22 protein-coding genes are annotated in these 21,184 nt (G+C 39.7%); 7 read left to right on the top strand and 15 right to left on the bottom strand.

Annotated elements, in window-relative coordinates; translation table 11 throughout:
* Position 1 precedes the first annotated feature (1 nt).
* Positions 2-1,039: a serine hydrolase gene (locus IC571_RS01830; protein WP_215317147.1), complete on the bottom strand. Its 1,038-nt coding sequence runs from the start codon at positions 1,037-1,039 to the stop codon at positions 2-4.
* Between the two features lie 250 nt (positions 1,040-1,289).
* Between IC571_RS01830 and IC571_RS01825 the strand changes: the two genes are divergently transcribed.
* The 3 genes from IC571_RS01825 to cobA all read left to right on the top strand — a co-directional run bounded on the left by IC571_RS01825 (position 1,290) and on the right by cobA (position 4,537).
* Entirely contained in the window at positions 1,290-3,035 is a 1,746-nt protein-coding gene (locus tag IC571_RS01825) for a nitrite/sulfite reductase (RefSeq protein WP_215317146.1), read from the top strand.
* Entirely contained in the window at positions 3,032-3,628 is a 597-nt protein-coding gene (locus tag IC571_RS01820; RefSeq protein WP_215317145.1) for a DUF934 domain-containing protein, read from the top strand. The genes IC571_RS01825 and IC571_RS01820 overlap by 4 nt, the downstream gene beginning before the upstream one ends.
* Before the next feature lie 63 nt (positions 3,629-3,691).
* Positions 3,692-4,537: a uroporphyrinogen-III C-methyltransferase gene (cobA, locus tag IC571_RS01815; protein WP_215317144.1), complete on the top strand. Its 846-nt coding sequence runs from the start codon at positions 3,692-3,694 to the stop codon at positions 4,535-4,537.
* On the opposite strand, the gene IC571_RS01810 is transcribed toward cobA, so the two are convergent.
* Positions 4,460-4,822, bottom strand: coding sequence for a sirohydrochlorin chelatase (locus IC571_RS01810; RefSeq protein ID WP_215317143.1), 363 nt, complete (start codon positions 4,820-4,822; stop codon positions 4,460-4,462). The genes cobA and IC571_RS01810 overlap by 78 nt on opposite strands.
* A gap of 122 nt (positions 4,823-4,944) precedes the next feature.
* On the opposite strand from IC571_RS01810, the gene IC571_RS01805 reads away from it, so the two are divergent.
* Positions 4,945-5,976, top strand: coding sequence for a calcium:proton antiporter (locus tag IC571_RS01805; protein ID WP_215317142.1), 1,032 nt, complete (start codon positions 4,945-4,947; stop codon positions 5,974-5,976).
* 206 nt (positions 5,977-6,182) lie between these two features.
* A complete protein-coding gene (locus tag IC571_RS01800; protein ID WP_215317141.1) occupies positions 6,183-7,262 on the top strand; it encodes a glycosyltransferase family 4 protein in 1,080 nt (359 codons plus the stop codon).
* A gap of 387 nt (positions 7,263-7,649) precedes the next feature.
* On the opposite strand, the gene IC571_RS01795 is transcribed toward IC571_RS01800, so the two are convergent.
* Positions 7,650-7,892 carry a helix-turn-helix domain-containing protein gene (locus IC571_RS01795; protein ID WP_215317140.1) on the bottom strand — a complete coding sequence of 81 codons (243 nt, stop codon included), beginning with the start codon at positions 7,890-7,892 and terminating at the stop codon, positions 7,650-7,652.
* Between the two features lie 61 nt (positions 7,893-7,953).
* Between IC571_RS01795 and IC571_RS01790 the strand changes: the two genes are divergently transcribed.
* Positions 7,954-8,874 (top strand): tyrosine-type recombinase/integrase, encoded by a 921-nt coding sequence (locus IC571_RS01790; protein WP_215317139.1) that lies wholly within the window; start codon positions 7,954-7,956, stop codon positions 8,872-8,874.
* 15 nt (positions 8,875-8,889) lie between these two features.
* Entirely contained in the window at positions 8,890-9,831 is a 942-nt protein-coding gene (locus tag IC571_RS01785) for a hypothetical protein (protein WP_215317138.1), read from the top strand.
* Here the strand turns inward: IC571_RS01785 and IC571_RS01780 are convergent.
* From IC571_RS01780 to IC571_RS01725, 12 genes are read right to left on the bottom strand one after another with little or no spacing between them, the layout of a single operon-like run.
* Positions 9,828-10,547, bottom strand: a complete 720-nt coding sequence (locus IC571_RS01780; RefSeq protein ID WP_215317137.1) for a sugar transferase — start codon at positions 10,545-10,547, stop codon at positions 9,828-9,830. The genes IC571_RS01785 and IC571_RS01780 overlap by 4 nt on opposite strands.
* Positions 10,548-10,555: 8 nt before the next feature.
* Entirely contained in the window at positions 10,556-11,647 is a 1,092-nt protein-coding gene (locus IC571_RS01775; RefSeq protein WP_215317136.1) for a glycosyltransferase, read from the bottom strand.
* Positions 11,648-11,652: 5 nt separating this feature from the next.
* Positions 11,653-12,510: an NAD(P)-dependent oxidoreductase gene (locus IC571_RS01770; protein ID WP_215317134.1), complete on the bottom strand. Its 858-nt coding sequence runs from the start codon at positions 12,508-12,510 to the stop codon at positions 11,653-11,655.
* The gene (locus IC571_RS01765) at positions 12,503-13,216 is read right to left on the bottom strand and encodes a sugar phosphate nucleotidyltransferase (RefSeq protein WP_251373536.1); all 714 of its coding nucleotides are present in this window, start codon (positions 13,214-13,216) and stop codon (positions 12,503-12,505) included. The genes IC571_RS01770 and IC571_RS01765 overlap by 8 nt, the downstream gene beginning before the upstream one ends.
* Positions 13,209-14,207 (bottom strand): NAD-dependent 4,6-dehydratase LegB, encoded by a 999-nt coding sequence (locus tag IC571_RS01760; RefSeq protein ID WP_215317132.1) that lies wholly within the window; start codon positions 14,205-14,207, stop codon positions 13,209-13,211. Before IC571_RS01760 ends, IC571_RS01765 begins: the two co-directional genes overlap by 8 nt.
* A gap of 4 nt (positions 14,208-14,211) precedes the next feature.
* Positions 14,212-15,423, bottom strand: coding sequence for a hypothetical protein (locus IC571_RS01755; protein WP_215317131.1), 1,212 nt, complete (start codon positions 15,421-15,423; stop codon positions 14,212-14,214).
* Between the two features lie 16 nt (positions 15,424-15,439).
* The gene (locus tag IC571_RS01750; protein ID WP_215317130.1) at positions 15,440-16,168 is read right to left on the bottom strand and encodes a glycosyltransferase; all 729 of its coding nucleotides are present in this window, start codon (positions 16,166-16,168) and stop codon (positions 15,440-15,442) included.
* Between the two features lie 58 nt (positions 16,169-16,226).
* Positions 16,227-16,997, bottom strand: coding sequence for a glucose-1-phosphate cytidylyltransferase (rfbF, locus tag IC571_RS01745; protein WP_215317129.1), 771 nt, complete (start codon positions 16,995-16,997; stop codon positions 16,227-16,229).
* On the bottom strand, positions 16,994-17,422 hold the full coding sequence (locus tag IC571_RS01740) for a dTDP-4-dehydrorhamnose 3,5-epimerase (RefSeq protein WP_215317128.1): 429 nt from the start codon (positions 17,420-17,422) through the stop codon (positions 16,994-16,996). Before IC571_RS01740 ends, rfbF begins: the two co-directional genes overlap by 4 nt.
* Positions 17,410-18,507 (bottom strand): CDP-glucose 4,6-dehydratase, encoded by a 1,098-nt coding sequence (rfbG, locus tag IC571_RS01735; RefSeq protein ID WP_215317127.1) that lies wholly within the window; start codon positions 18,505-18,507, stop codon positions 17,410-17,412. The genes IC571_RS01740 and rfbG overlap by 13 nt, the downstream gene beginning before the upstream one ends.
* A gap of 27 nt (positions 18,508-18,534) precedes the next feature.
* Positions 18,535-20,403: a TIGR04326 family surface carbohydrate biosynthesis protein gene (locus IC571_RS01730; RefSeq protein WP_215317126.1), complete on the bottom strand. Its 1,869-nt coding sequence runs from the start codon at positions 20,401-20,403 to the stop codon at positions 18,535-18,537.
* 26 nt (positions 20,404-20,429) lie between these two features.
* Positions 20,430-21,167, bottom strand: coding sequence for a bifunctional 2-polyprenyl-6-hydroxyphenol methylase/3-demethylubiquinol 3-O-methyltransferase UbiG (locus tag IC571_RS01725; protein WP_215317125.1), 738 nt, complete (start codon positions 21,165-21,167; stop codon positions 20,430-20,432).
* Positions 21,168-21,184 lie beyond the last annotated feature (17 nt).

Raw genomic sequence — 21,184 nt, 5'->3', positions numbered from 1 at the left:
ATTATTTTTTAATGTCTTTGTTTAGATGATTTGATGTCATGAAAGCAACAGTCTGTGGGCCGAGCACTCGCTTGCCCTCAATACTTCCACCATTCAAAAGCATTTGTCCAAAACGGATATAGTCGCCTGCGGTTGAGTATGTGCATGAACCACCGCAATCAAATTTCACTTTTTGATCGTATATCTCTACTCTTTGTGGTTTACCCGTCAGAGGATCAATTGGGAGAGGCTGTGCCAATCGCGTACGATCATTTTCGCTAACCTGAAAGCTTGTATTCGGCATACCCACTTTGCTCCAAACACGGTCTTGCAACACGCCACCTAGAGGTTTGCCAGCGATCTTTTCTTCAATAATGCCTAATACATCAATACCAAAACCATAGTCCCAAACCGTGCCTGGCTCATAGAGCAATGGCGTACTTGCTAACTTATCGATAAATTCTGCAGAGTTGTATTGAGCGGCTGCACCAACAGAGCTGGGTGGGAACATTTTATGTACTGGAGTAGCGCCACGCCCGCCATAAGTTAAGCCGTTGGTGTGACGCATTAGATCTTGAATGGTAATTGGGTTTTTAGCCGGCACAGTGGTGAGATTACCATCAGCATCCACCTTGCCTACCTTCATCTCTTTAAATTGAGGCAACCAATTTGCAATCGGCGCATTAAGTGGCAACTTGCCTTCCTCATAAAAGGTGAGCGCCCCAACCGATGCCATTACTTTAGTCATGGACGCCAAATTAAATATCGCATCCGTCGTCATAGGCTTGTTGTTGGCTTTATCAAGATAGCCATAGGACTTATAAATAGTCAATTTTCCATTTTTGGCTACTGCGAGCACTGCACCAGGCAATTGGTTATTGGCAATTTGATCTGCGAAAAATGCATCGATCTTTTTTAAGCCTTCTTGGCTAAAACCCTGTCCTGGATTATTACTAGCAGGCAGAGGTGATTTTGAGTTGTCCGCAGCAAGTGAAGCAGTTGTGCCCACCAATCCCACTGCAAAAGCCAAAGCTAAGCAAATTGCCTTCAATCTGATCATGTTGTCTCCGTTTTTAATATTTACAGTCAGATCACTTTGTCTAAGTTATCTAAGCTATCTAACTTATCCTCATCTTACAGAGAGTTGACCAATGATTGAGGGATGACTAAGCAGACTAAGCAATAACCTATTCTTTATAGAGACAGGCTATTAGGAACCTAGCGGGTCAAACTCTATATAGCTATAAGTTATATAAAAGAGATTTTTGAGTATTTGAAGGAATATTGAAAATCCTCGACAATCATGCACTATGTATAAATATGACCATATTGATCAAACCCTTGTAAATCAGAGGGTTGCACAATTTCGAGACCAAGTTGCAAGACGCCTAAATGGCACTCTCGCTGAAGAAGAGTTTCGCCCATTACGTTTACAGAATGGCTTGTACCACCAACGCCATGCATATATGTTGCGCGTCGCCATTCCCTATGGCTTGTTTAATTCCAAGCAATTGCGCACGATGGCGCTTATCGCTGAGAAATACGATCGTGGTTATGGTCACTTCACTACGCGTCAAAACATTCAGTACAACTGGGTCACTCTAGAAGACACGCCAGACATTTTGGCCGAATTAGCCAAAGTTGAAATGCATGCTATTCAAACTTCAGGTAACTGTATTCGCAATATCACGAGCGATGCATTTGCTGGTGTTGCTGCGGATGAATATGTAGACCCGCGTCCCGTTTGTGAATTACTCCGTCAATGGTCAACATTACATCCTGAGTTTGCGCATTTGCCACGTAAGTTTAAGTTTGCGATCAATGGTGCTAAAGAAGATCGCACCATCTTGCTTTGCCATGATGTCGGCATTGAACTCAAGAAGAACAAAGATATCAACAATGGCGAACTAACAGCGGATATCTATGCCGGCGGCGGGATGGGTCGTACCCCCATTTTAGGTTCTCTCATCAAACAGAATCTGCCATGGCATCTCTTGCCAAGCTACCTGACTGCGCTACTGCGTGTCTACAACCGCTTTGGTAGACGAGACAACCTCTACAAGGCTCGTATCAAGATTTTGGTAAAGGCTCTAAGCCCCGAAGAGTTTGCTCGCCAAGTTGAAGGTGAGTGGCTACACATTAAAGATGGTGATGACAATTTCACGCAAGCGGAGTGGGATCGCGTTGCAAAGCATTTCACTAAACCTGCTTACAAGAGTCTTCCAGCTCTGACAAATGAGCAAGTACTAAATCTAGCAAACGAATCCGATAAATCAACTCAACAGTCTTTTGCAAGATGGTTAGAGCGCAATGTCAAGCCACATCAAATTCCTGGCTATGCCAGCGTTATCCTCTCACTCAAGCCCCATGGCACAGTTGCACCTGGTGATGCCACTACTGCACAAATGTTAGCTATCGCAGATTTGGCAGATCAATATAGCTTTGGTGAATTGCGTGCTACCCATGAGCAAAACTTAGTATTGGCTGATGTGAAGCAATCAAAGTTATTTGAACTCTGGCAAGAAGCTAAAAAACAAAAAGTAGCATTGCCTAATGTGGGTCTACTGACCGACATCATTGCCTGCCCAGGCGGCGACTTCTGCTCACTAGCCAATGCCAAATCATTACCAATCGCCAAAGCCATTCAGGAGCGCTTTGATGATTTAGATTACTTATTTGATCTAGGCGATATTAGCCTCAATATCTCGGGTTGCATTAACTCTTGTGGCCACCATCATGTGGGCAATATAGGCGTTTTGGGAGTCGATAAGGATGGTGAAGAATGGTATCAAGTTACTCTGGGTGGTGAGCAAGGCAATGCTGCTGCCATTGGCAAAGTCATTGGCCCCTCTTTCTATGCCGATGAAATCCCTGATGTGATGAGCAACATCATCAATACTTATGTTGCACAACGCAACGAGGGTGAATCTTTTATTCAGACTTACCAACGATTAGGCGTAACGCCTTTTAAAGAAGCGGCTTACAAAGATAAAAACGAGAAGGCGAAGAAAAAAGAACTGCCTGAAAGTAAAGCGGCCGCAGGAGATGCATCATGAGCAACAATACAAGTACTATTGCAAACAATATTGATACACATGATCAAATTTTGCATTTCCCAAAGGATGGAAATCCTTACTTAGCAGCTAATGAGTGGTTAATTTGGGCCAGCAGTCAAGATGAAGGTGGCCTACCGGATGTTGAACTAGGTCACTCCAGCCTTCGTAAAATACTAGTGCCATTTAGCTGGTGGATTGAACACCATCATGAAGCGGATATTCAAGCAAAGGCAAAAAATGGTCAGATTGCTGTCTGGTTTGCAGCTGATGATGACATTCTGAAACATGCTGACATCATTGAAGAAGGTAAAAAAGTTTGGCCTCTAGTGGCAGCTCACTTTCCTATTTTTAGAGATGGCAGAAGCTTTAGCACGGCAGTGCTCTTGCGAGATCGCCTACAGTGGGAAGGTGAAATCCGAGCAATTGGTGATGTGTTGATTGATCAGCTCTTGCAAGGTGCTCGTGTTGGTTTTGATAGTTTTGCATTACGTCCCGATCAAAACTTAGATGTCGCTCTCAAGCAGTTTGATTTGTTTTCAGTAACAACACAAAATAGTTGGCGAGGTAAGAGAGCCTCACTGCAAGCCCATTGATATCGATATTGATAAAAGCACAGACATAGTCATCAAGATCAATACGAACACAAATAAAGCAATATGAATCAGCCGCAAAGAAATCTCGGAAAAGTATATTTAGTAGGCGCCGGCCCTGGTGCTGCTGATCTTATTACCGTGCGCGGCGCAAAGCTTTTAGCCAAAGCAGACATTGTGTTGCATGATGCCCTAGTCGAGCCAGAAACGCTTAATCTTTGCCCACAAGCAGAGAAAGTAGCAGTAGGTAAGCGCTGTGGCAAGCTATCCTCAGCTCAAGCTTTTATTAATAAGCGCCTGATTGATGCGGCACAGAAATATCAAGTAGTTGTCCGTCTCAAAGGTGGCGATCCTATGCTATTCGGTAGAGCCGATGAAGAGATTCAAGCATTAAGAGACGCCGGTATTGAAGTTGAAGTAGTGCCTGGCATCACCGCCGCTCTCGCAGGTGCAGCGAGCCTGCAGCAATCACTGACACTCAGAGGCATCTCGAGAAGTGTTGCCTTCGTAACATTGGCACAAGCAAGCGCAGCAATTGACAATGCAAACGTAGTAGCAGAAAAAAATAAGATCCAGCCCTTACAAAATCCCTGTGCAGATAGCTTGGTGTACTACATGGGACGTAAAGATGCGAAGAAAATTGCACAACAACTTATTGAACACAGCCCAAATCAAACTGCAACAACGCCAATACATATCTTAGAAGCAGTTAGTACTGCGCGTGAACGCTTATGGAGTAGTACTTTAGGCGAGTTAGCGAATGGCAAAGTAGATCAATGGTTTGATAACCGCTCACCAGCGCTAATTATGATTGGTGAAGCCTTAAGAAATGAATCAGATTGCTCGAGCCCCGAAATCAATGATGGATTGAAGGACGCCCAAGTCCTCACCAACGGCAGGCGTAGCGCTTAAAGTAATAGCTGGAAATTTTTTCTGGCAATCTTCGAGCAGCAAGGGGAAATCATTGCGCAAATGACCACCTTGTCCAAAAAAGACAGGAATAACCGTAATCTTGTTAGCGCCTTTACTTGCTAAGTTAGTTACAGCATCCTCAAGAGAAGGTTGCATCATTTCTAAAAAGGCTAATTCAGCCATCACGTCTGGATTCTGAGATTGCCACAGGCTGAGCAAACGATCAAAAGGGTCTCGCCAACGAATATCACGCGCACCGTGGCCAAAGAGGATAATTGCTTTCATGGGATAAATTGTAGTTCGGTCATGCAATCATTGCATAATCTGGATTAAATCTTGATAAACATTGATTTAATAGCAATTAAAGTGTCTCAATAATCTTTAGCCAATAGATAACGCACACATCTATGATCGATACCCTCCACTATTTAGCAAGTCAAACTTGGTTTATTGCTATTATGGCAATTGCATTAATCGGAGGTGTGCTCTCTGCCGTTCACCATGCAGAGGTGATTGCCCATAAAACAGGCGAACCTTATGGCGCTTTAGTACTAGCGATTAGCGTCACGATTATTGAAGTTTCGCTGATCATTTCGATGATGCTCTCTGGTCATGATGGCTCGCAATTTATTGCACGTGATGCAGTCTTCGCCACTGTCATGATTGTGCTCAATGGGGTCATTGGCCTCTGCATATTCGTGGGTGGCCTACATCATCATGAAATGAATTTTCGTAATGAAGGCATGAACTCCGCTTTGGCAGTACTGACAGCATTAGCCACCTTTATTTTGGTTATGCCGATTGTGACTACGAGCACGCCGGGTCCAGACTTTACTAAGAGCCAGTTAGCCTTTGCGGGTATTGCCTCTTTTGTACTCTATGCTGCCTTTCTGTTTTTTCAGACAGTTACGCATCGTGACTACTACTTACCTAAGGCTGCCAATCAAAAGAAAGATAATAATATTCACGCTGAGAAACCCAGCAACCTCAAGACGGCCGTCAGCGTAGTCTTACTCATTATTTCCTTAGTGGTAGTAGTTGGTCTTGCTGAATTACTCAGTCCTGCAATTGAGGCGGGAGTCAAAGCGGCTGGCGCACCCAAAACCATTGTGGGCATAGCAATTGCGATGCTGGTGCTTTTACCTGAAGGTTATGCGGCAGTCAGAGCAGCTAAAGCCAATCGCCTACAAAGTAGTTTGAACTTAGCACTAGGATCAGCGTTAGCGAGTATCGGGCTTTCTATTCCGACGATTGCTGCAATAGCAATTTACTTTCAGCTTCCCCTGAGTTTAGGTATCAGTAGCCTCAATATGACTCTAATGTACTTAACCTTCTTCATTGGAGGTTTGACACTAGCGATTGGCAGAACCACCCTACTGCAAGGAGTAGTACACCTCATTATCTTCTTTGAGTATCTGTTCTTGAGTCTAGTGCCCTAGTGAACCTCAATGAAGAAGGTACGCCTCGATAAGAACGAAAGAGACACTCATACTCTAGAGCCCTGAACTATTAGCGGCAACATGCCCTCATATGAGCTTATAAAGGCTTAGAGACCTAATGACCTTATAGGACTTGATTGAGAATTAATTCATCAAAAAGTGATTTTTATGCATTTTTTGATCTTAATAAATTCTATAATTGTCGAATGTCCAGTTTGATTCTCGCCTTCTTTACATCATTTATCGTGACCGTGCTGATTATTCGCACTCAAAAGCTTCATGAAAGCTTAAGCGGCGATTTAGATTTAAGTGGACCACAAAAATTCCATTCACAGATCGTACCTAGAGTAGGCGGTATCGGTATTGCCCTTGCACTTACGGTTGGAATTCTTTTTCATGCATCAGACACATTCGCGTCAAACCAAGAATGGCTACTATTGGTATCAGCTATTCCAGTTTTTTTTGTTGGTATCACAGAAGATATCAGCAAAAAAGTCAGTGTTCGAATGCGTCTGGCTTTTACAGCCATTGGCGCTCTGATTTTAATACTGCTACTGGATGCCAACATTAATCGCTTAGATGTTATGGGCATTGACCATCTCATAGCAATGCCAGTCATTTCAATTCTCTTTACGGTCTTTGCCATTACTGGACTTGCTAATGCGTACAACATCATTGATGGCTTTAATGGTTTATCCAGTATGGTTGGCATGATTACCTTAGTGGGTCTTGGTTATATGGGCATACAGATGAATGATTCTTTGATCACCTTCTTAAGCTTTACGATGATAAGTGCGATCTTGGGATTTTTTATCTGGAACTACCCTAGAGGCTTAATCTTCTTGGGCGATGGGGGCGCTTACCTCATTGGCTTTTGGGTGGCTGCCATTACCGTCCTCATAGTGAGCCGGCACCCTGAGATCTCGCCTTGGTTTGCCGTCATGATCAATGCTTATCCCATTTTGGAAACACTCTTTACGATCTATCGCAGAAAGTTTCACCAAGGCAAGAGCCCAGGACACCCTGACGGCATCCATTTTCATTCTCTGATTTTTAGAAGAGTTCTTAATCCAACACAGATTAATAATGAAATGGAATGGTTCAATGCCAATGCCAAAACCTCCCCCTATCTTTGGGTACTCAGTACTCTCGCAGTAATTCCGGCAATCTTATTCTGGAGATCTACAGCAATCTTGCTTGGATTTTTAGTCATCTTTACCGTGAGTTATATTTGGCTTTACAAAAGTATTGTCAACTTTAAAACCCCCAAGTGGTTGAATCTTTAGAAACTGTTAAGTCAAGAAAAAAATTCAAGTTGATGAGCTTGAATCTTATTTGATGACCATCAGCACACGCAAGATTTGCCATATAAAAAAGATCACGACCAAGCAAGCTACTACAGCTAAGCTTAGTTCAATCCGAAATACTTTAGCTCGTTTGTGAACGTATTCAATTGATAACATGAACCTCTCCCAGAGTTAGTTGAGAATGAAATAGTGATAGCTCAAGGCTAATTGAAAACTACCAAGATTGAGGTAAGCATTTTCTGATGCGGCAGTCAGAATGCCTGCAAGTTGATATCCGATTAAAGAACGATAGATGGCATTAGCGCACCTAATGCACCCCACTCAATCCGAACAACTTAAGAATTAGATAGTTCGTTTCGCAAATAACTACTTTTGAGTTTTTAGACGAACTCCCGGGCCGTCTTCTGGAGCACCAAGAAACTCCACCCCACCAAGCTCCAAGGCTTTTTGAATGGCTTGCAGAGTTTTTATGCTGGCAGCCTCGAGAACCCCATCACACCCCTCAATACGGCGGATTGTAGACAGCCCGACCCCTGCCTTCTCAGCTAGGTTATTACCAGACCAGCCAATCAAAGCTTTTGCGGCGCGTACTTGGGCTCCAGTTATCATATGATACAATTTGTTTTATATAACAATTTATTTATTTTATTAAATAAATCTATTAATTTATATGAATAAACACACTCCAGTTGACATTCTAAGACAAACCCTTCAAAGAATTGAAGGCGCTTACGCGCCTGCAACTATTCGGGCCTTTAAGGCTGACTTCAATGCTTTTACTGCTTATTGCCAAGAACACCAATTGGCATCGCTACCAACTCACCCATCCACTGTAAGCAACTACATTGATCATCTAAGTAATGGCAAATTTACCTCCGCCTATATTCGACGAATCCTGGTTTCGATTTCGACCATCCATAAACTCAATCGGCTTGAGGATCCCACTAAAGATTGTGATGTTCAACTTGCAATGCGCAGAATGCATCGTAAACTAGGTAGGTCCTCTAAACAAGTTGCGGGAATCAACAAAGATACCTTAAATAAAATGCTTCAATCTACCGATAGCACTCTTCGTGGCATTCGTGATAAAGCATTATTACTTGTAGCTTATGACACTCTTTGTAGAAGAAGTGAAATTGTTGAGCTATTGGCGGAAGACATTAAAGTTAATCTAGCCGAAGATGGCCTAAATGGAAAATTCTCAATCAAATTGCGCAAAAGTAAAACAGATCAAAATTGTCAGGGAAGATGGTTGTATTTATCAGGATCAGCCAGTGAGGCTCTCAAAGAATGGGTAGAAATTGCTGGAATTATTTCAGGTCCAATTTTTAGAGGTATCAATAGGGCAAATCACATTTCAGAAAAACTCGGAGCTGGTCAAATCGCGCGTATTTATAAAAGAATAGCGAAACAAGCAAATTTAGACTGCAACGCTATAAAAAATATTAGCGGACACTCAATGCGTGTGGGCGCAGCTCAAGATTTAATGCGTGAAGGAGTGAGCTTACCAAATATCATGAATAGAGGAAGATGGTCAAAAACCGATACAGTAATGCGATATGTCGAGCAAATGCATCCCTCACAAACATAAAATCTCGAAAATGTTATGGCTACCCGCATCAGAAAAAATATCGTGAGCAACAAGATGGCTCAAAAGAAAAAATCAGCTGGGCCCACTTCGGAAGCTGGAAAGAGTGTCTCATCAAAAAATGCACTGACCCATGGCGCAACTTCAGCAAAATTTCTCGATGATGCTGAGCATGATCGCTATTTCACAATACTAGAAGAGCTCAAAACGCATTACCCAAATCCAAATCCTCTGATTCAAATGCAACTAGAACGAATATCAAGGCTCAACATACAACTAGAAAGAATTCAAAATACGATAGATGCCCAATTTTGGAGAAGCAGATTGCTCTCAAATATTTATGAGGCTGCCTCCAAATCCCTAAATATGGATGATGAAACTAAATCTGCCGCCATGAACGCAGTCATGGGTTTTGGAGAAATGAGAAGCTTGGTCTCAAAAAATGCAATTACAGTTGATCTTGAGCTAAACGAACTTATCAACTCCGATAGACCAAAATCATATGAAGATTTTTTACTTAAAACACCAAAATTTTGTCGTTATTTATTTGAAGAGGCCATGGAAAGTCAACTTACTTTAAGAGATTTTATTGCACAAAAAATTCCACAAACCAGCAAAAATCTTCCCGACCATTACCCCGATAGACCTGATCCAATAAAAATTACTTTTATTTATGAAACCTATCGAGACAGCACAAAACTGCCCGAGGATTTTGAGACGCAATTTAGAAACACCAGTTTAGATGAAATTAAGCGGGCTGCCGAATGGTATGCAATGGGTATTTCAAGAATTTTTATTCTTACCCAGAAGATTGGGGACTTTTTAAAACTCACTACTATTGAAGAGCTGGCTACATCTCCAAACTTGGATCAACTTGATCGTCTGATGCGTTACCAAACGACTATACAAAGACAACATTCAACGGCTATAGGACAGTTGCTAGCTTTAACAAAAGTCTAGTGACCGCCACCTTTTGCGATCACCAATATACCCTTCCAAATAATCCAGAGATCAAGACACAATAAGCCAAAGGATGAGCGTCTTAAGTACTGATCCACATACTCATACTCGTAAACTGGATTACCCATTTCAGAGGTGCCCTTATTAATGTGACCCAACCCCAAAAGACCACCGCGTAACAGAAATCTAGTGACATTACCCTGAGCGCGATCTCTTTCATAATGCAAAACAGACAACGGACGTGGGCCAACGATACTCATATCACCCTTGAGAACGCTCCAAAACTGTGGCAACTCATCAAGATAAAACTTTTTAACAAATTGGCCCACATGAGTGCGACTATCCGGAGTCCACTCCGCAGAATAGGCAATCCAATCATGGCGCTTAGCCCCTTCAGGCTCTATATATTTAGTTTTAATTAGACGTATCTTATACTTAGGAATGGTCTTTCCAGCGCTAACTCCGTTGTAATAAAAAAACATCGGGCCACTATTCTCAGGAATAAGCAAACCCTCGATCAAGAAAGCAAATTTCAGTAAGAGCAAGATGGGAGCTGCAACCAGCAAGAGCAAAATGGCAATTAATTTATCGAACATAACTTTGAAAAAACGGGGTGGTAACGGCTCTTTTAACTCGAATACATGGGGATATTTCTTTAATATGTCAGAGGTTGGCGGCTTATAGGGGAAGGCTTCAGCAGGTTCAGTTATATTCATAAATAGTTTTAGATCCCGTAAACCTCAAGCAATTCGGAATGCATTCTGTTGATTGAATAAAGCTCAAGGGCTCGTCTGGAAGCAGCCATACCCATCTTGATCCTCAGCGCCTCATCATTTATAAGAATGTTAATTTTTTCAATCATTTCTTGAACTGAATCACATACATAACCAGTCACCCCATTGAGCACAACATCACGGGACCCGACGGTATTGGAAACAACCGCAGGAAGTCCCGCTGCCTGCGCCTCCAATAAAGAAATTGGCATCCCCTCCCACAGGGATGTCAAGAGAAAAATATCGGATTTTTCCAGCTCTCGCAAAACCAAAGAGCCATCCTCAACCCACCCTCCAATGCGCAAGTTCGGAATTAGCTCATCATCCCTAAACACGCTATTACGCAGTTCTCCATCTCCTGCCCAAAAAAAACACGCTCTTTCATTTTTAATACTTAATGCAATTTCCTTAAACTTCCAGGGCGCTTTTGCGTAAGTAATTCTTCCCGTAGTAATAATTCTTATTTGATTTTTTCCAACACCCTTGGATTTTTTAATTGCTGAAAAATCAACTCCGTTGGGAATGCATTTTAAGTTTCTTAAATTTAATTCGTGTTGTAAAATTAGCTCTTCAGATCTGGAGCTAGCAATTATTACACCACTAATTTTTGACGCAAACCACTCTAAGGATTTGTACAAAAACCTCTTACCACGAGAAATATCCAACCTCAAAAAAGATAGGCCATGAGGTGAATAATAAACCTTATCACCCATTCCAGCCATTCGAGCTGCAACCCTGCCTAGCGCTCCAGCTTTTGATGAATGCAAGTGAATTATGTCTGGGTTAATTTTTTTTAGCACAAAAAATATGTTCATTGAACTTAGGATATCTTCTCTAAATGAAATGTTAGTTACCATTTTTAAAGGTATTAGTTCAATTGGCGCAGGAAATAGTCTACTCATTTCATTGCTCGAAGGAGAGGAGCTGCGAATAGAGTGAACTAGGATAACCCTGTAAGAGAGAGACTGTAATTTGCATATGCTCGATAGCAAACTACAGACGCCACCACCCAAAGACTCGGTTATATGCACAATCGTTTTCATATCATCTACTTGTTTTGGCCATTTAACGCAAATATTTTTCTCAGCCCTTCATTTAATGATGTTCGCGGTCTCCAACCAATTAATTTTTCAGCCAATACAACATCAGCAACCACATTAGAAATTTCCTGATCACGCACTAATGCGCGTGCAATTACGGGTAGATTTGTTCCACACACCCTCTGAATAAGCTCTACGACCTCGCGAACTGAAGTGGAGTATCCAGACCCAATATTTAATGTTGTAAAGCTTGGCATATTTTGAGCGGCTAATATGATGGCCTCTATTACATCATCAATATAAACGTAATCTCTCCTAGGCTCTAAATCATTGACAGTTATGTGGCCACCACTTGCAATCTGCTCAAATATGCTGGGAATCAAAAAACTAGACCTTTGACCTGGGCCATAAACATTAAATAATCTTAAAATTGCAACCGATAGGTTATTGTATTTATAGGCAAATTCACAAAGCTGTTCCGCCATATGCTTAGAGGAAGCGTATGGATTATTTGGTTTAACTGGATGATTTTCTGGTATTGGAAAATATTCGGGCATCCCATACAAATAGGCGCTGATATAAACCATTTTCATCTTATGTTTAATACAATAATCTATAGCATTTTGCGTACCAATGACGTTCGCTCTTAAAAAATCAGCTTGATTAGACCAGCTATCGGGCACATAACTTTTACCAGCAAGGTGAATTAACACCCTTCCAGCTGGCAATTTGAGCCAAGTACTTGCATCGCTTACATCCCCAGCAGAAGCTGTCATTTCAAATACACTGCCGTGGGATTGTTTTAAACGCTCGGAAAGTGACCGCCCTATAAATCCACTGGCACCGCTAATAACAAAGTCAACCATTAATAAATTTTTCGCCTACGCGTTCAAACTCGTCAATTGCTTTCTCATAGTCATCAGGGCGCCCAATATCCAACCAGTAGCCTGTAAAAGGGGTTACTGCAACGGACTCATCAATCTCAAGCAGACGCAACATCAACGAGTCAAAACCAAATGGAGTATTTTCTGGAATATGGTCAAGTATTTTATTGCTTAACATATAAATCCCCATGCTTACCTGATACTCAACCTCTGGCTTCTCTTTCATTCCAATTAACATTTGATTGGGATTTGTCTCTAGAACACCATAGTCAATTTTATGCTTCCTCAACATTGAAGAAATGGTAAATATTTTCCCCGAGACTACATGCCGATCAAAAAAAGCTGAAAAGTCTAAATTGGTTAGAATATCGCCATTCATTACTAGAAAATTTTTAGGCAATTCCTTTATTAACTTTAGCGGGCCCATGGTACCAAGAGGATTTTCCTCAAGCGAGTAATCGATCTTAATTCCCCATTTTTGGCCATCCTGAAAAAAAGCCTTAATAATTTCAGCTTGATGATTAACAGCAAGAGTTACGTGATCAAATCCAGCTCTAGATAACTGCCGAATGATTACCTCTAATATAGGGTACTGCCCAATTGGCATTAAAGGCTTGGGGAGGACAACGGTATATGGCCTAAGGCGAGTACCCTTTCCACCAGCCAAAATAATTGCACGTTTAGACATTGTAGATATCAACTTTATATTTTGCGAGATTCTCTGGTACCGAGAACCACTGTATCGTTTTGGCCAGCCCACGCGAGAAACCTTCCAGCCCCCCATATTCTGGACTCCAACCCAAAAGGTCGTGAGCCTTTTTATTTGATGCCCAAAGTCTCTCAACCTCGCTTTTATCAGGCCTTAATCTCTGCTCGTCACTAATGATGCTTACTTCACGATTCATAACCTGTGCGATTAGTTTTACCGTATCAACGATGGATATCTCATAGTTACTTCCCAAATTTATAACCTCTCCTATTCCGTTGCTAGAATTTAAAGCGGCGATAAATCCATTTACAGTATCCATTACATAGTTAAAGTCTCTGGTAGGACTACTTGCACCAAGCTTAATTTGGGAACCCCCTGCAGCAATTTGCCCAATTATTGTAGGTATCACAGCCCTGGCAGATTGCCTTGGACCATAAGTATTGAAAGGACGGATTACCGTAACAGGCAAATCAAATGAACTATAAAAAGAAAGTGCGAGTTGATCTGCGCCAATCTTAGTAGCAGAGTAGGGTGATTGACCCTGCAAAGGGTGACTCTCTGTAATTGGTACAAATTTTGCCGTACCGTAAACCTCACTCGTAGATGTGTGAATGACCTTAACACCTAAATCCCGAGCAGCCTGCAATATATTTAATGTCCCGCGTATATTAGTCTCCACATAAGTATCTGGCGAGTAATAAGAGTAAGGAATGGCAATTAATGCGGCCAAATGCAACACCGCATCGCACCCCTGCATTGCTGATCTAACGCCAGCAGGATCCCTTATATCGCCAGCAAAAACCTCAAACTTGCCATTTACATCTGGCGCGCAATTATCGAGCCAACCCCATGAGTTAAAGGAGTTATATAAAATAAAAGCGCGGACATCAAAACCCTTTCTTACCAATGCCTCAACTAAATGAGACCCGATAAATCCATCAGACCCAGTGACCAGAACTTTTTTTTTCATATGTTTATTTCTTTAAATATAGCTTTCTCGACAAAACTGACGCAATAAGAATTTGGAGGAATGGAAAAAATATGGGTGTTTTCGATCCCATCAAAGTAAGAAAAATTAAAGTTGTTGATAAGCTTCTATCTTGATTGCTAAAAACATCAGGTCGACATAGAATCTTTATCGCAATGCAAGTAGCATAAATCTGCAATAAAATAAGAAGCCCAAAACCACCCATTCCGTACTGCCACAAAATATAGTTCACTCCCCACAAAATCTCAAAAGAGTCTGGGGGCGTTACACTACCGAATAAAGTAATTTCACTTAAGTTAAAGCCCCCTAAATAGTAATTTACCTGCTCAAATCGATAGCTGCCAATTCCATCTAATAAAATTTTGATAGCGTCCACATCAAATAATTCAAAGAAAAAAAGGGGCGCGGAAAAAATAAAAACAAGAATTAGTAGTTTATATGAATTAATTAACTTAGCTATATAAGCTATCACATAACTCAATATGAGAGACCCAAGACCCCATACAGATAAACCTAAAATCAAAATAATTACTATTTGAATTATGCATAATAAATTTATAATTGATTTTTTTTGAGAGCGTATAATTAAAATGGGGCAGACATAATACCACAAATAAGTCCATTCCGAAAATATGTTACTATATCTTTGGTAGCTCAAACCAAGAAAAAAATCTTCAAGATACCCAACTGGAATTGTAGTTAAGTACCATGGAATTATGTAAGTAAAATCTGTTCTAGTAATTGCGGGATTTAGGTGATTTAAATATCGCAAATTTATAACAGAAAATTCAATTGAATTTATATCATAATTTGAGAGATAAATGAATAATACTGCATTAGAAAATAATACAACAACAGATAAAAATGATATGAGTTGAAAAATCTTATTTTGAATGAATTTTTCCCCTCTTGTAACCATTGCTAACAAAATAAAACCAATAATAATATTCCTGAAAATATACAGCTCTTGGAAATCGATTAAATATTTAACTATTAAAAAAATCTCACTTAAAAAAATTAGTATTATTAATAGTTGATGGTGCAGTCCGCCGAACGATTTATCTTTTTTCCACAAAGACTCAAATATTATTATTAGTGCCACTACAACAAAAAATGATCTAGGATCAATTGAATCTGGTGGAAATAAAATTGTTGAGCTTGGGTAAACCAAAATTACCAATAACAAAAATATAAGCAAGTAATTTATAGCGCCCCTAATCACTTTCAACCCTGAAAAACCTAAGATAAGTTAGTTGTAATATTCTTGCTCCAACACAAAAAGTTAACCACAATTTATTTACATCTGCTCCATAAAAACTTATAAGTATTTTAAGCTTAAGCTTCGTCCCTCTAAATTTTTGTGGACTGTAATTTAAGCCGCTGACTCGATACCTTATAAGCACTGATTTCATTAGATAAATTTTATAACCAATAGAAATTCTCAACCAGAATTCATAGTCATCGAAGGGATAATATTTTCCGCTTTCGTCAAAATAATTTAAATTTGAAAAGACTTCTCGTTTAACAATAACGCTTGATGTGGCGATACTGTTTCTCCACATTAAGTTATTTGTTGATAAATAACCCTCAGAAAATGTTGGTGAATGTAAATTATCTTTACCAGAAAAATATTGAGAATTTGTACAACAGAAATCCACCGTAGGATTTTTCATGAAAAATTCAATTTGTTTTTCTAACTTATTGTCAATCCAAATATCGTCGTCATCACAAAAGCAAATATATTTTCCATTTGTCTTGCTTAAACCAAAATTTCTATTAATGGAAATACAACCGTGATTGTTATTTCTAAAATATCGAATCCTTTTATCATCTAAATTTTTAACATACTCTTGAGTACCATCTGAAGAAAAGTTATCAACAATTAGGAGTTCAAAATCTCCAAAAGATTGATTTAATATTGCTTCGAGAGATTCCTGAAGCAAGACTCTTCTGTTGAATGTAGTTAATACTATAGAAACTAGAGGGCTCTTATTCGTCAATTTAATACCTATGCCATGGAGGATCTCCACCATTAAATTGAGAGTTTAGTAAATCCTGATCACGCTTTGTATCCATGCACTGCCAATACCCTGAATGTTTGAATGCTATTAACTCCCCCTTTTTTGACGCCACCTCCAATGGCTCATGCTCTAACATAACGCTGTCATCTTCAATTAAATCCAACAAACTAGGTTCACAAACAAAAAAGCCGCCATTTATCCACCCCTGATGCATCTGTGGCTTTTCTTTAAAGCTTCTGACATTTCCAAGTTCGTCAATATTTAATTCCCCGAACCTTGCTGATGGCCTTACTGCCGTAACTGTTACCATTTTTCCATGTGATTTATGAAAATTAACAAGCTCTTGAATATTGATATTTGCAACACCATCACCATAGGTGACCATAAATGTCTCATTACCAATATACTTTTTCATTCTCTTTAGCCTTCCGCCAGTCATAGTCGAAGCCCCAGTATCGATTAATGTTACATTCCAACCTACAGGATCCTCTTGAAGTAATTTAACTTCTCCGCTTCCAAGATTAATACTAAAATCCGAATTTAACTTTTTAAAATTTAAAAAGTAATCTTTAATGATCTCGGCCTTGTATCCAAGGGCGATACAAAAATCATTAAATCCAAAATTTGAATATGTTTTCATAATGTGCCAAATAATTGGCATCCCACCTACTGTTACCATCGGTTTTGGTATTAAATCCGTATACTCAGACAATCGAGTCCCAAGTCCGCCGGCCAAAATCACTACCTTCATCTTTTTACACCCCATTCTATTGAATATTCAGCAAGATCTTTTCTCTCTACTTCCGTCTCATCATGCTTAATATCGGCAATATTAAGTATCAAACTATTTTCTTCTGACATACCCCTAAAACCAAACCAGATACCAGGGGGAACTGTAATACGACTATAACGACCGACGCCTATATCCTCCACCCTCTTAGAATTTTTTTGATCAATGAATATAAATCTCACTAAACCTATTGGCACAACTAAATTTAAGGTCATAAGCAAATGTCTTTTCCATGCCTTGATCGCCCCAGGATGAACAATTGAGAAATATGACTCACCAAAATTAACATACCCAATATCATCGCTTTTCATTGCACGTAAAACATCGCCCCCTACAACTGGAATGCGCGCCAATGGAGTCACTATAATTTCCTCTACTGAGCCCATGCTACCCCTCTTTCCTTAGCGCTTCTGACATAAGTATTAATTTGATTGGCGCTTAACTCATATACTCGTACAGCTTCGCTGTAAAAAGTTTTATACCAATTGGCAGTTAACTCAATAGTCTCTTCAAAAGTCAGCACTGAGCGCCATTTGAGATGAAATAGCGCTTTATCACAATTTAACTTTAATAAACCAGACTCATAAGGCCCCTCTGCTGACCTAGATACATCCTTCCACTTAACCAAATTCCAATTAATTTCCATCTGCCTCACAAGGTCTTCAACACTTTTTGATTCTAATGTTGATGGTCCAAAATTAAATGGCTCTCCATGTAAATCAGGATTTTTATTTAGTTCAATAGCAAGATTTAAATATCCACTTAGAGGCTCTAATACATGTTGCCAAGGTCTTGTTGAGTTAGGGCTCCTTAGTTCAACCGCCTGACTTTTGGCCCAAGCACGCACGCAATCGGGGATAATTCGATTAGCCCCCCAATCTCCACCCCCAATAACATTTCCAGCTCGAGCAGAAGCAATCCTAACCTTTGAAGTAGTTTTTGGGAAGAATGAATGAATATGCGATCGAATAACCAGTTCTGCCGCGCCTTTTGATGCGCTATATGGATCTGGACCACCTATTGGGTCAGTCTCTCTATAGCCCCATACCCATTCCACATTGTCATAACACTTATCGCTCGTTATTAGCACTGCACAACATGGCTTATCAAGCGCTCTCAATCCCTCCAAGATATTTAGCGTCCCCATGAGGTTAGTCTCCCATGTTTCAAGTGGATCATCATAAGAGCGTCTAACAAGGGCCTGAGCAGCCAAATGAAATATAAAATCAGGCTGAAGCTCTAGTATAGCCCTTCGAACTTCTGACCTATCTCTAATATCTACACGCAAATCAGTAATATTTTCGTGTAAATTTGCAGCCTCATAATGCGATGGATTAGTTGGTGGTTCTAATGATAAACCTGCAACCTTAGCCCCCAATAATTTGAGCCAAATTAGAAGCCAAGATCCCTTAAAACCAGTATGTCCGGTTATTAAAACTCTTTTATTAAAAAATGCATTATTAAAACTCACTTCATACCCCCCCCTATTAAAACCACACTATTTATTCAATATACTCCTCCATCTTGGCAAATCGCTCTCCAAATTAAAATAATTAACTTCTGCAATGTGCTTTTCAGAATTAATTATATTATTCTTGCTTAAAATTGCCTGGCTTAACTCAACCTCATCACTAATAAAAACTACGTTGGAATAACCTCGTAGTGGACTTAAATTGAAGCCAGAAGGGTTGATTGCAGAGATTACAGGAATCCCAAAGAGGTACGCCTCAACCGATGCAGAAGTTGCATCCGTGGTATACGCGATATTGCATTTTTTCAATAGCTCTGAAACTGGATCATTTTTTATTTGACAATTTTTAGGCATGCTATTCCCCATATCAACTGGGCAATTAGGATGGGGTTTAATGATAATTTCCACACTAAATTTAAGGCGATTGAGTGCCTTAAATAGCAAGGAAAGCTGATTAACCGTTCTTGACATCGTATAATCGCACAGAACAAGAATCTTCATCACATCGTTTGCCACACCCAACCGGCGACCACCCTGATCATTAAGATATAAATATCTTAATGCCTCAACCATTACCATCCTCTCTTGGGGGTAGCCACCTTTTATTAACATCTGCTGCGCAGCCAACCCATTAACAGCAATACAGTCAGGCATTGGAATTTCTTGCCTACCCTCTATTTTTAGAAGTCTCGGATCATGAAAGTAGCGTAGGTCCCAAAATAAAATTGTGCTGTGAGGAGCACCAATTAATTTGCCATGACCAGCCCGTCTCCACAAATAATTTAAAGCCAGCTCCCAAGGGCAATTTTCCTGAAGATAAATCCCAATTTTTTGATTTGGTAGCTTGGTTACTAATTCCTCTAATAAATTAAAGCTCATTAAATTGGTTAAACTTGACCTACCAATAATGCTATCTCGCCACTCAACCTCGAAAAATGGAGTGAAATCAATTGATGAATGCTCATCATAAAAACGGAATTTTTTAAGCCTCCTGTACTTCTTTATTAACCCAATCCAATCCCTTAAAATCCTTACAAATAACTTGATACTGAAAAAAGAATCTAAAGCTGCATGATTTGCTAAACCACCAGATTGCATATTTTCATCATTAATAATTTTGGCAGCTTTTTTTGCAGTTGGAATTTTTTTATCTTTGACGTACAGATGAATCCAATTGGTCTTTATTTTTTCTTTAGAAAGAAGCTTTGGTAGCGAACCCCAAAATTGACTTCCAAATTTATCTTGACCTTGATCCGGCCAATTAAATAAATATGAGATGAATGTTATGAGTGCGCCCGAAGAAGCGACATCACTTACTCCAACTCCCTTTAAAGAAGCCCTACGTAAATAGTAATGCGCCAACCATAGGGTACCGTATACAAGAATAAATGGACTAAGTAGAGAATTTTTTATTTTTTTGATTTGTGCATTTTTTGATTTACTAATTAGTTTGAATGATTTTTTTTCCTTTTTTGCCCATATTTTTAATGTTTCGATTAAATTTATATTGTGGCTATATACAATAATCTGATCATAATGAGCATCTCTAGCCCATTCTTCAAGGGCCATTAGTTTTATGACATCAAATAAATGTTGTGACGCATCCCAGTTGCACTTCTCAAACAGTCTAGTCATCCACCAAAAGCTAAATTTATCTCTAATCTCCAAGTATTTTGTTAGTTTAATCCCAGCAACTTCACGATTTCCTATTGAGTAGATAAGGGATAAAAAACGTGCCCTCAAAGTATCTGCCTTATCTTCAATGAGATTAGGAAGACAAATAACCCTTTCACTTAAATTTTGGTCTTGGGAATTTCTACACCAAAAAACAACTAAACTCTCGTCATCGCTTCTTTCAGCGGAAAATCCATCATCGATAACTTTAAGTGCGACCACTATATGCTCATTTTCCTACAATTTCTTTAGGTAAATTTAAATTGATTTGGGTCAAAATGCAACTCATTCTGTAATTTTTTTTGAATTGAAAAAGCTGAGAAACAAATTTTTTTATACGGAGTTACTGCACTTTTGCTTGGCTTACCCCAATAACCATGGGCTGTCACTGATTTTGGAGAAAAACTCAATAGTCGAGAGAACAAATTATTCGCATTTAACACAACATATGGAGCAATTTCGCCGTCCATCTTACCGTCAAAATTAATATACTGGTATGATTTTGTTATTGAATTCTTGGGCTCAGTTTCAAAATCGTTAGTTAAACGAAATGTAGCTATTAGACTGCCCCCAGGCCTGACATATGACCAAGCTAAACTAAGCATTTTTTCAAATTCAATGTTCCAATCTACGCAACTCAAAGAGACCACAATATCAAACGCACTATTAGGCAATTCCTTATCGCTTAATTCCAAAATATCGCCGGAGATAAAAGTTGCATTTGGATTCATCTGCTTTGCTGATGCTATGGCAGCCTGGGATATATCTACCCCAGTGTAGCTCTCAGAGCAAAAACGTTCTGCTAATGCTAAGCCTAGACCCCCGCAGCCACATCCCAAATCTAAAATGCGAGTATCGGAATTTATCGCTAGAGATTCGAATATGGCTTTTTCAGAAGGGTAGAATTGATCCCATTTAATTCTATGACTTGAGTAAAAATTTTCGATAGCTTTAGTTTTGTATTTTATATTTTTGCTATCGAACATGTACACTCCCTTAGTTG

The organism is Polynucleobacter sp. MWH-UH2A (assembly GCF_018687195.1).
GTDB lineage: Bacteria > Pseudomonadota > Gammaproteobacteria > Burkholderiales > Burkholderiaceae > Polynucleobacter.
The sequence above is the reverse complement of the archived record's forward strand: the minus strand, read 5'-3'. Positions and strand labels throughout refer to the sequence as shown.

Excerpts from the sequence above, each read along its gene's own strand:
- rfbF (WP_215317129.1), bottom strand. The coding sequence starts at position 16,997 with ATGAAGGTAGTGATTTTGGCCGGCGGACTTGGGACTCGATTGTCTGAG.
- IC571_RS01795 (WP_215317140.1), bottom strand. The coding sequence starts at position 7,892 with ATGATAACTGGAGCCCAAGTACGCGCCGCAAAAGCTTTGATTGGCTGG.
- cobA (WP_215317144.1), top strand. The coding sequence starts at position 3,692 with ATGAATCAGCCGCAAAGAAATCTCGGAAAAGTATATTTAGTAGGCGCC.
- IC571_RS01790 (WP_215317139.1), top strand. The coding sequence starts at position 7,954 with ATGAATAAACACACTCCAGTTGACATTCTAAGACAAACCCTTCAAAGA.
- IC571_RS01770 (WP_215317134.1), bottom strand. The coding sequence starts at position 12,510 with ATGGTTGACTTTGTTATTAGCGGTGCCAGTGGATTTATAGGGCGGTCA.
- IC571_RS01740 (WP_215317128.1), bottom strand. The coding sequence starts at position 17,422 with ATGGGCTCAGTAGAGGAAATTATAGTGACTCCATTGGCGCGCATTCCA.
- IC571_RS01765 (WP_251373536.1), bottom strand. The coding sequence starts at position 13,216 with ATGTCTAAACGTGCAATTATTTTGGCTGGTGGAAAGGGTACTCGCCTT.
- IC571_RS01760 (WP_215317132.1), bottom strand. The coding sequence starts at position 14,207 with ATGAAAAAAAAAGTTCTGGTCACTGGGTCTGATGGATTTATCGGGTCT.
- IC571_RS01785 (WP_215317138.1), top strand. The coding sequence starts at position 8,890 with ATGGCTACCCGCATCAGAAAAAATATCGTGAGCAACAAGATGGCTCAA.
- IC571_RS01780 (WP_215317137.1), bottom strand. The coding sequence starts at position 10,547 with ATGAATATAACTGAACCTGCTGAAGCCTTCCCCTATAAGCCGCCAACC.
- IC571_RS01805 (WP_215317142.1), top strand. The coding sequence starts at position 4,945 with ATGATCGATACCCTCCACTATTTAGCAAGTCAAACTTGGTTTATTGCT.
- IC571_RS01775 (WP_215317136.1), bottom strand. The coding sequence starts at position 11,647 with ATGAAAACGATTGTGCATATAACCGAGTCTTTGGGTGGTGGCGTCTGT.
- IC571_RS01725 (WP_215317125.1), bottom strand. The coding sequence starts at position 21,167 with ATGTTCGATAGCAAAAATATAAAATACAAAACTAAAGCTATCGAAAAT.
- IC571_RS01800 (WP_215317141.1), top strand. The coding sequence starts at position 6,183 with ATGTCCAGTTTGATTCTCGCCTTCTTTACATCATTTATCGTGACCGTG.
- IC571_RS01825 (WP_215317146.1), top strand. The coding sequence starts at position 1,290 with ATGTATAAATATGACCATATTGATCAAACCCTTGTAAATCAGAGGGTT.
- IC571_RS01830 (WP_215317147.1), bottom strand. The coding sequence starts at position 1,039 with ATGATCAGATTGAAGGCAATTTGCTTAGCTTTGGCTTTTGCAGTGGGA.
- IC571_RS01820 (WP_215317145.1), top strand. The coding sequence starts at position 3,032 with ATGAGCAACAATACAAGTACTATTGCAAACAATATTGATACACATGAT.
- IC571_RS01810 (WP_215317143.1), bottom strand. The coding sequence starts at position 4,822 with ATGAAAGCAATTATCCTCTTTGGCCACGGTGCGCGTGATATTCGTTGG.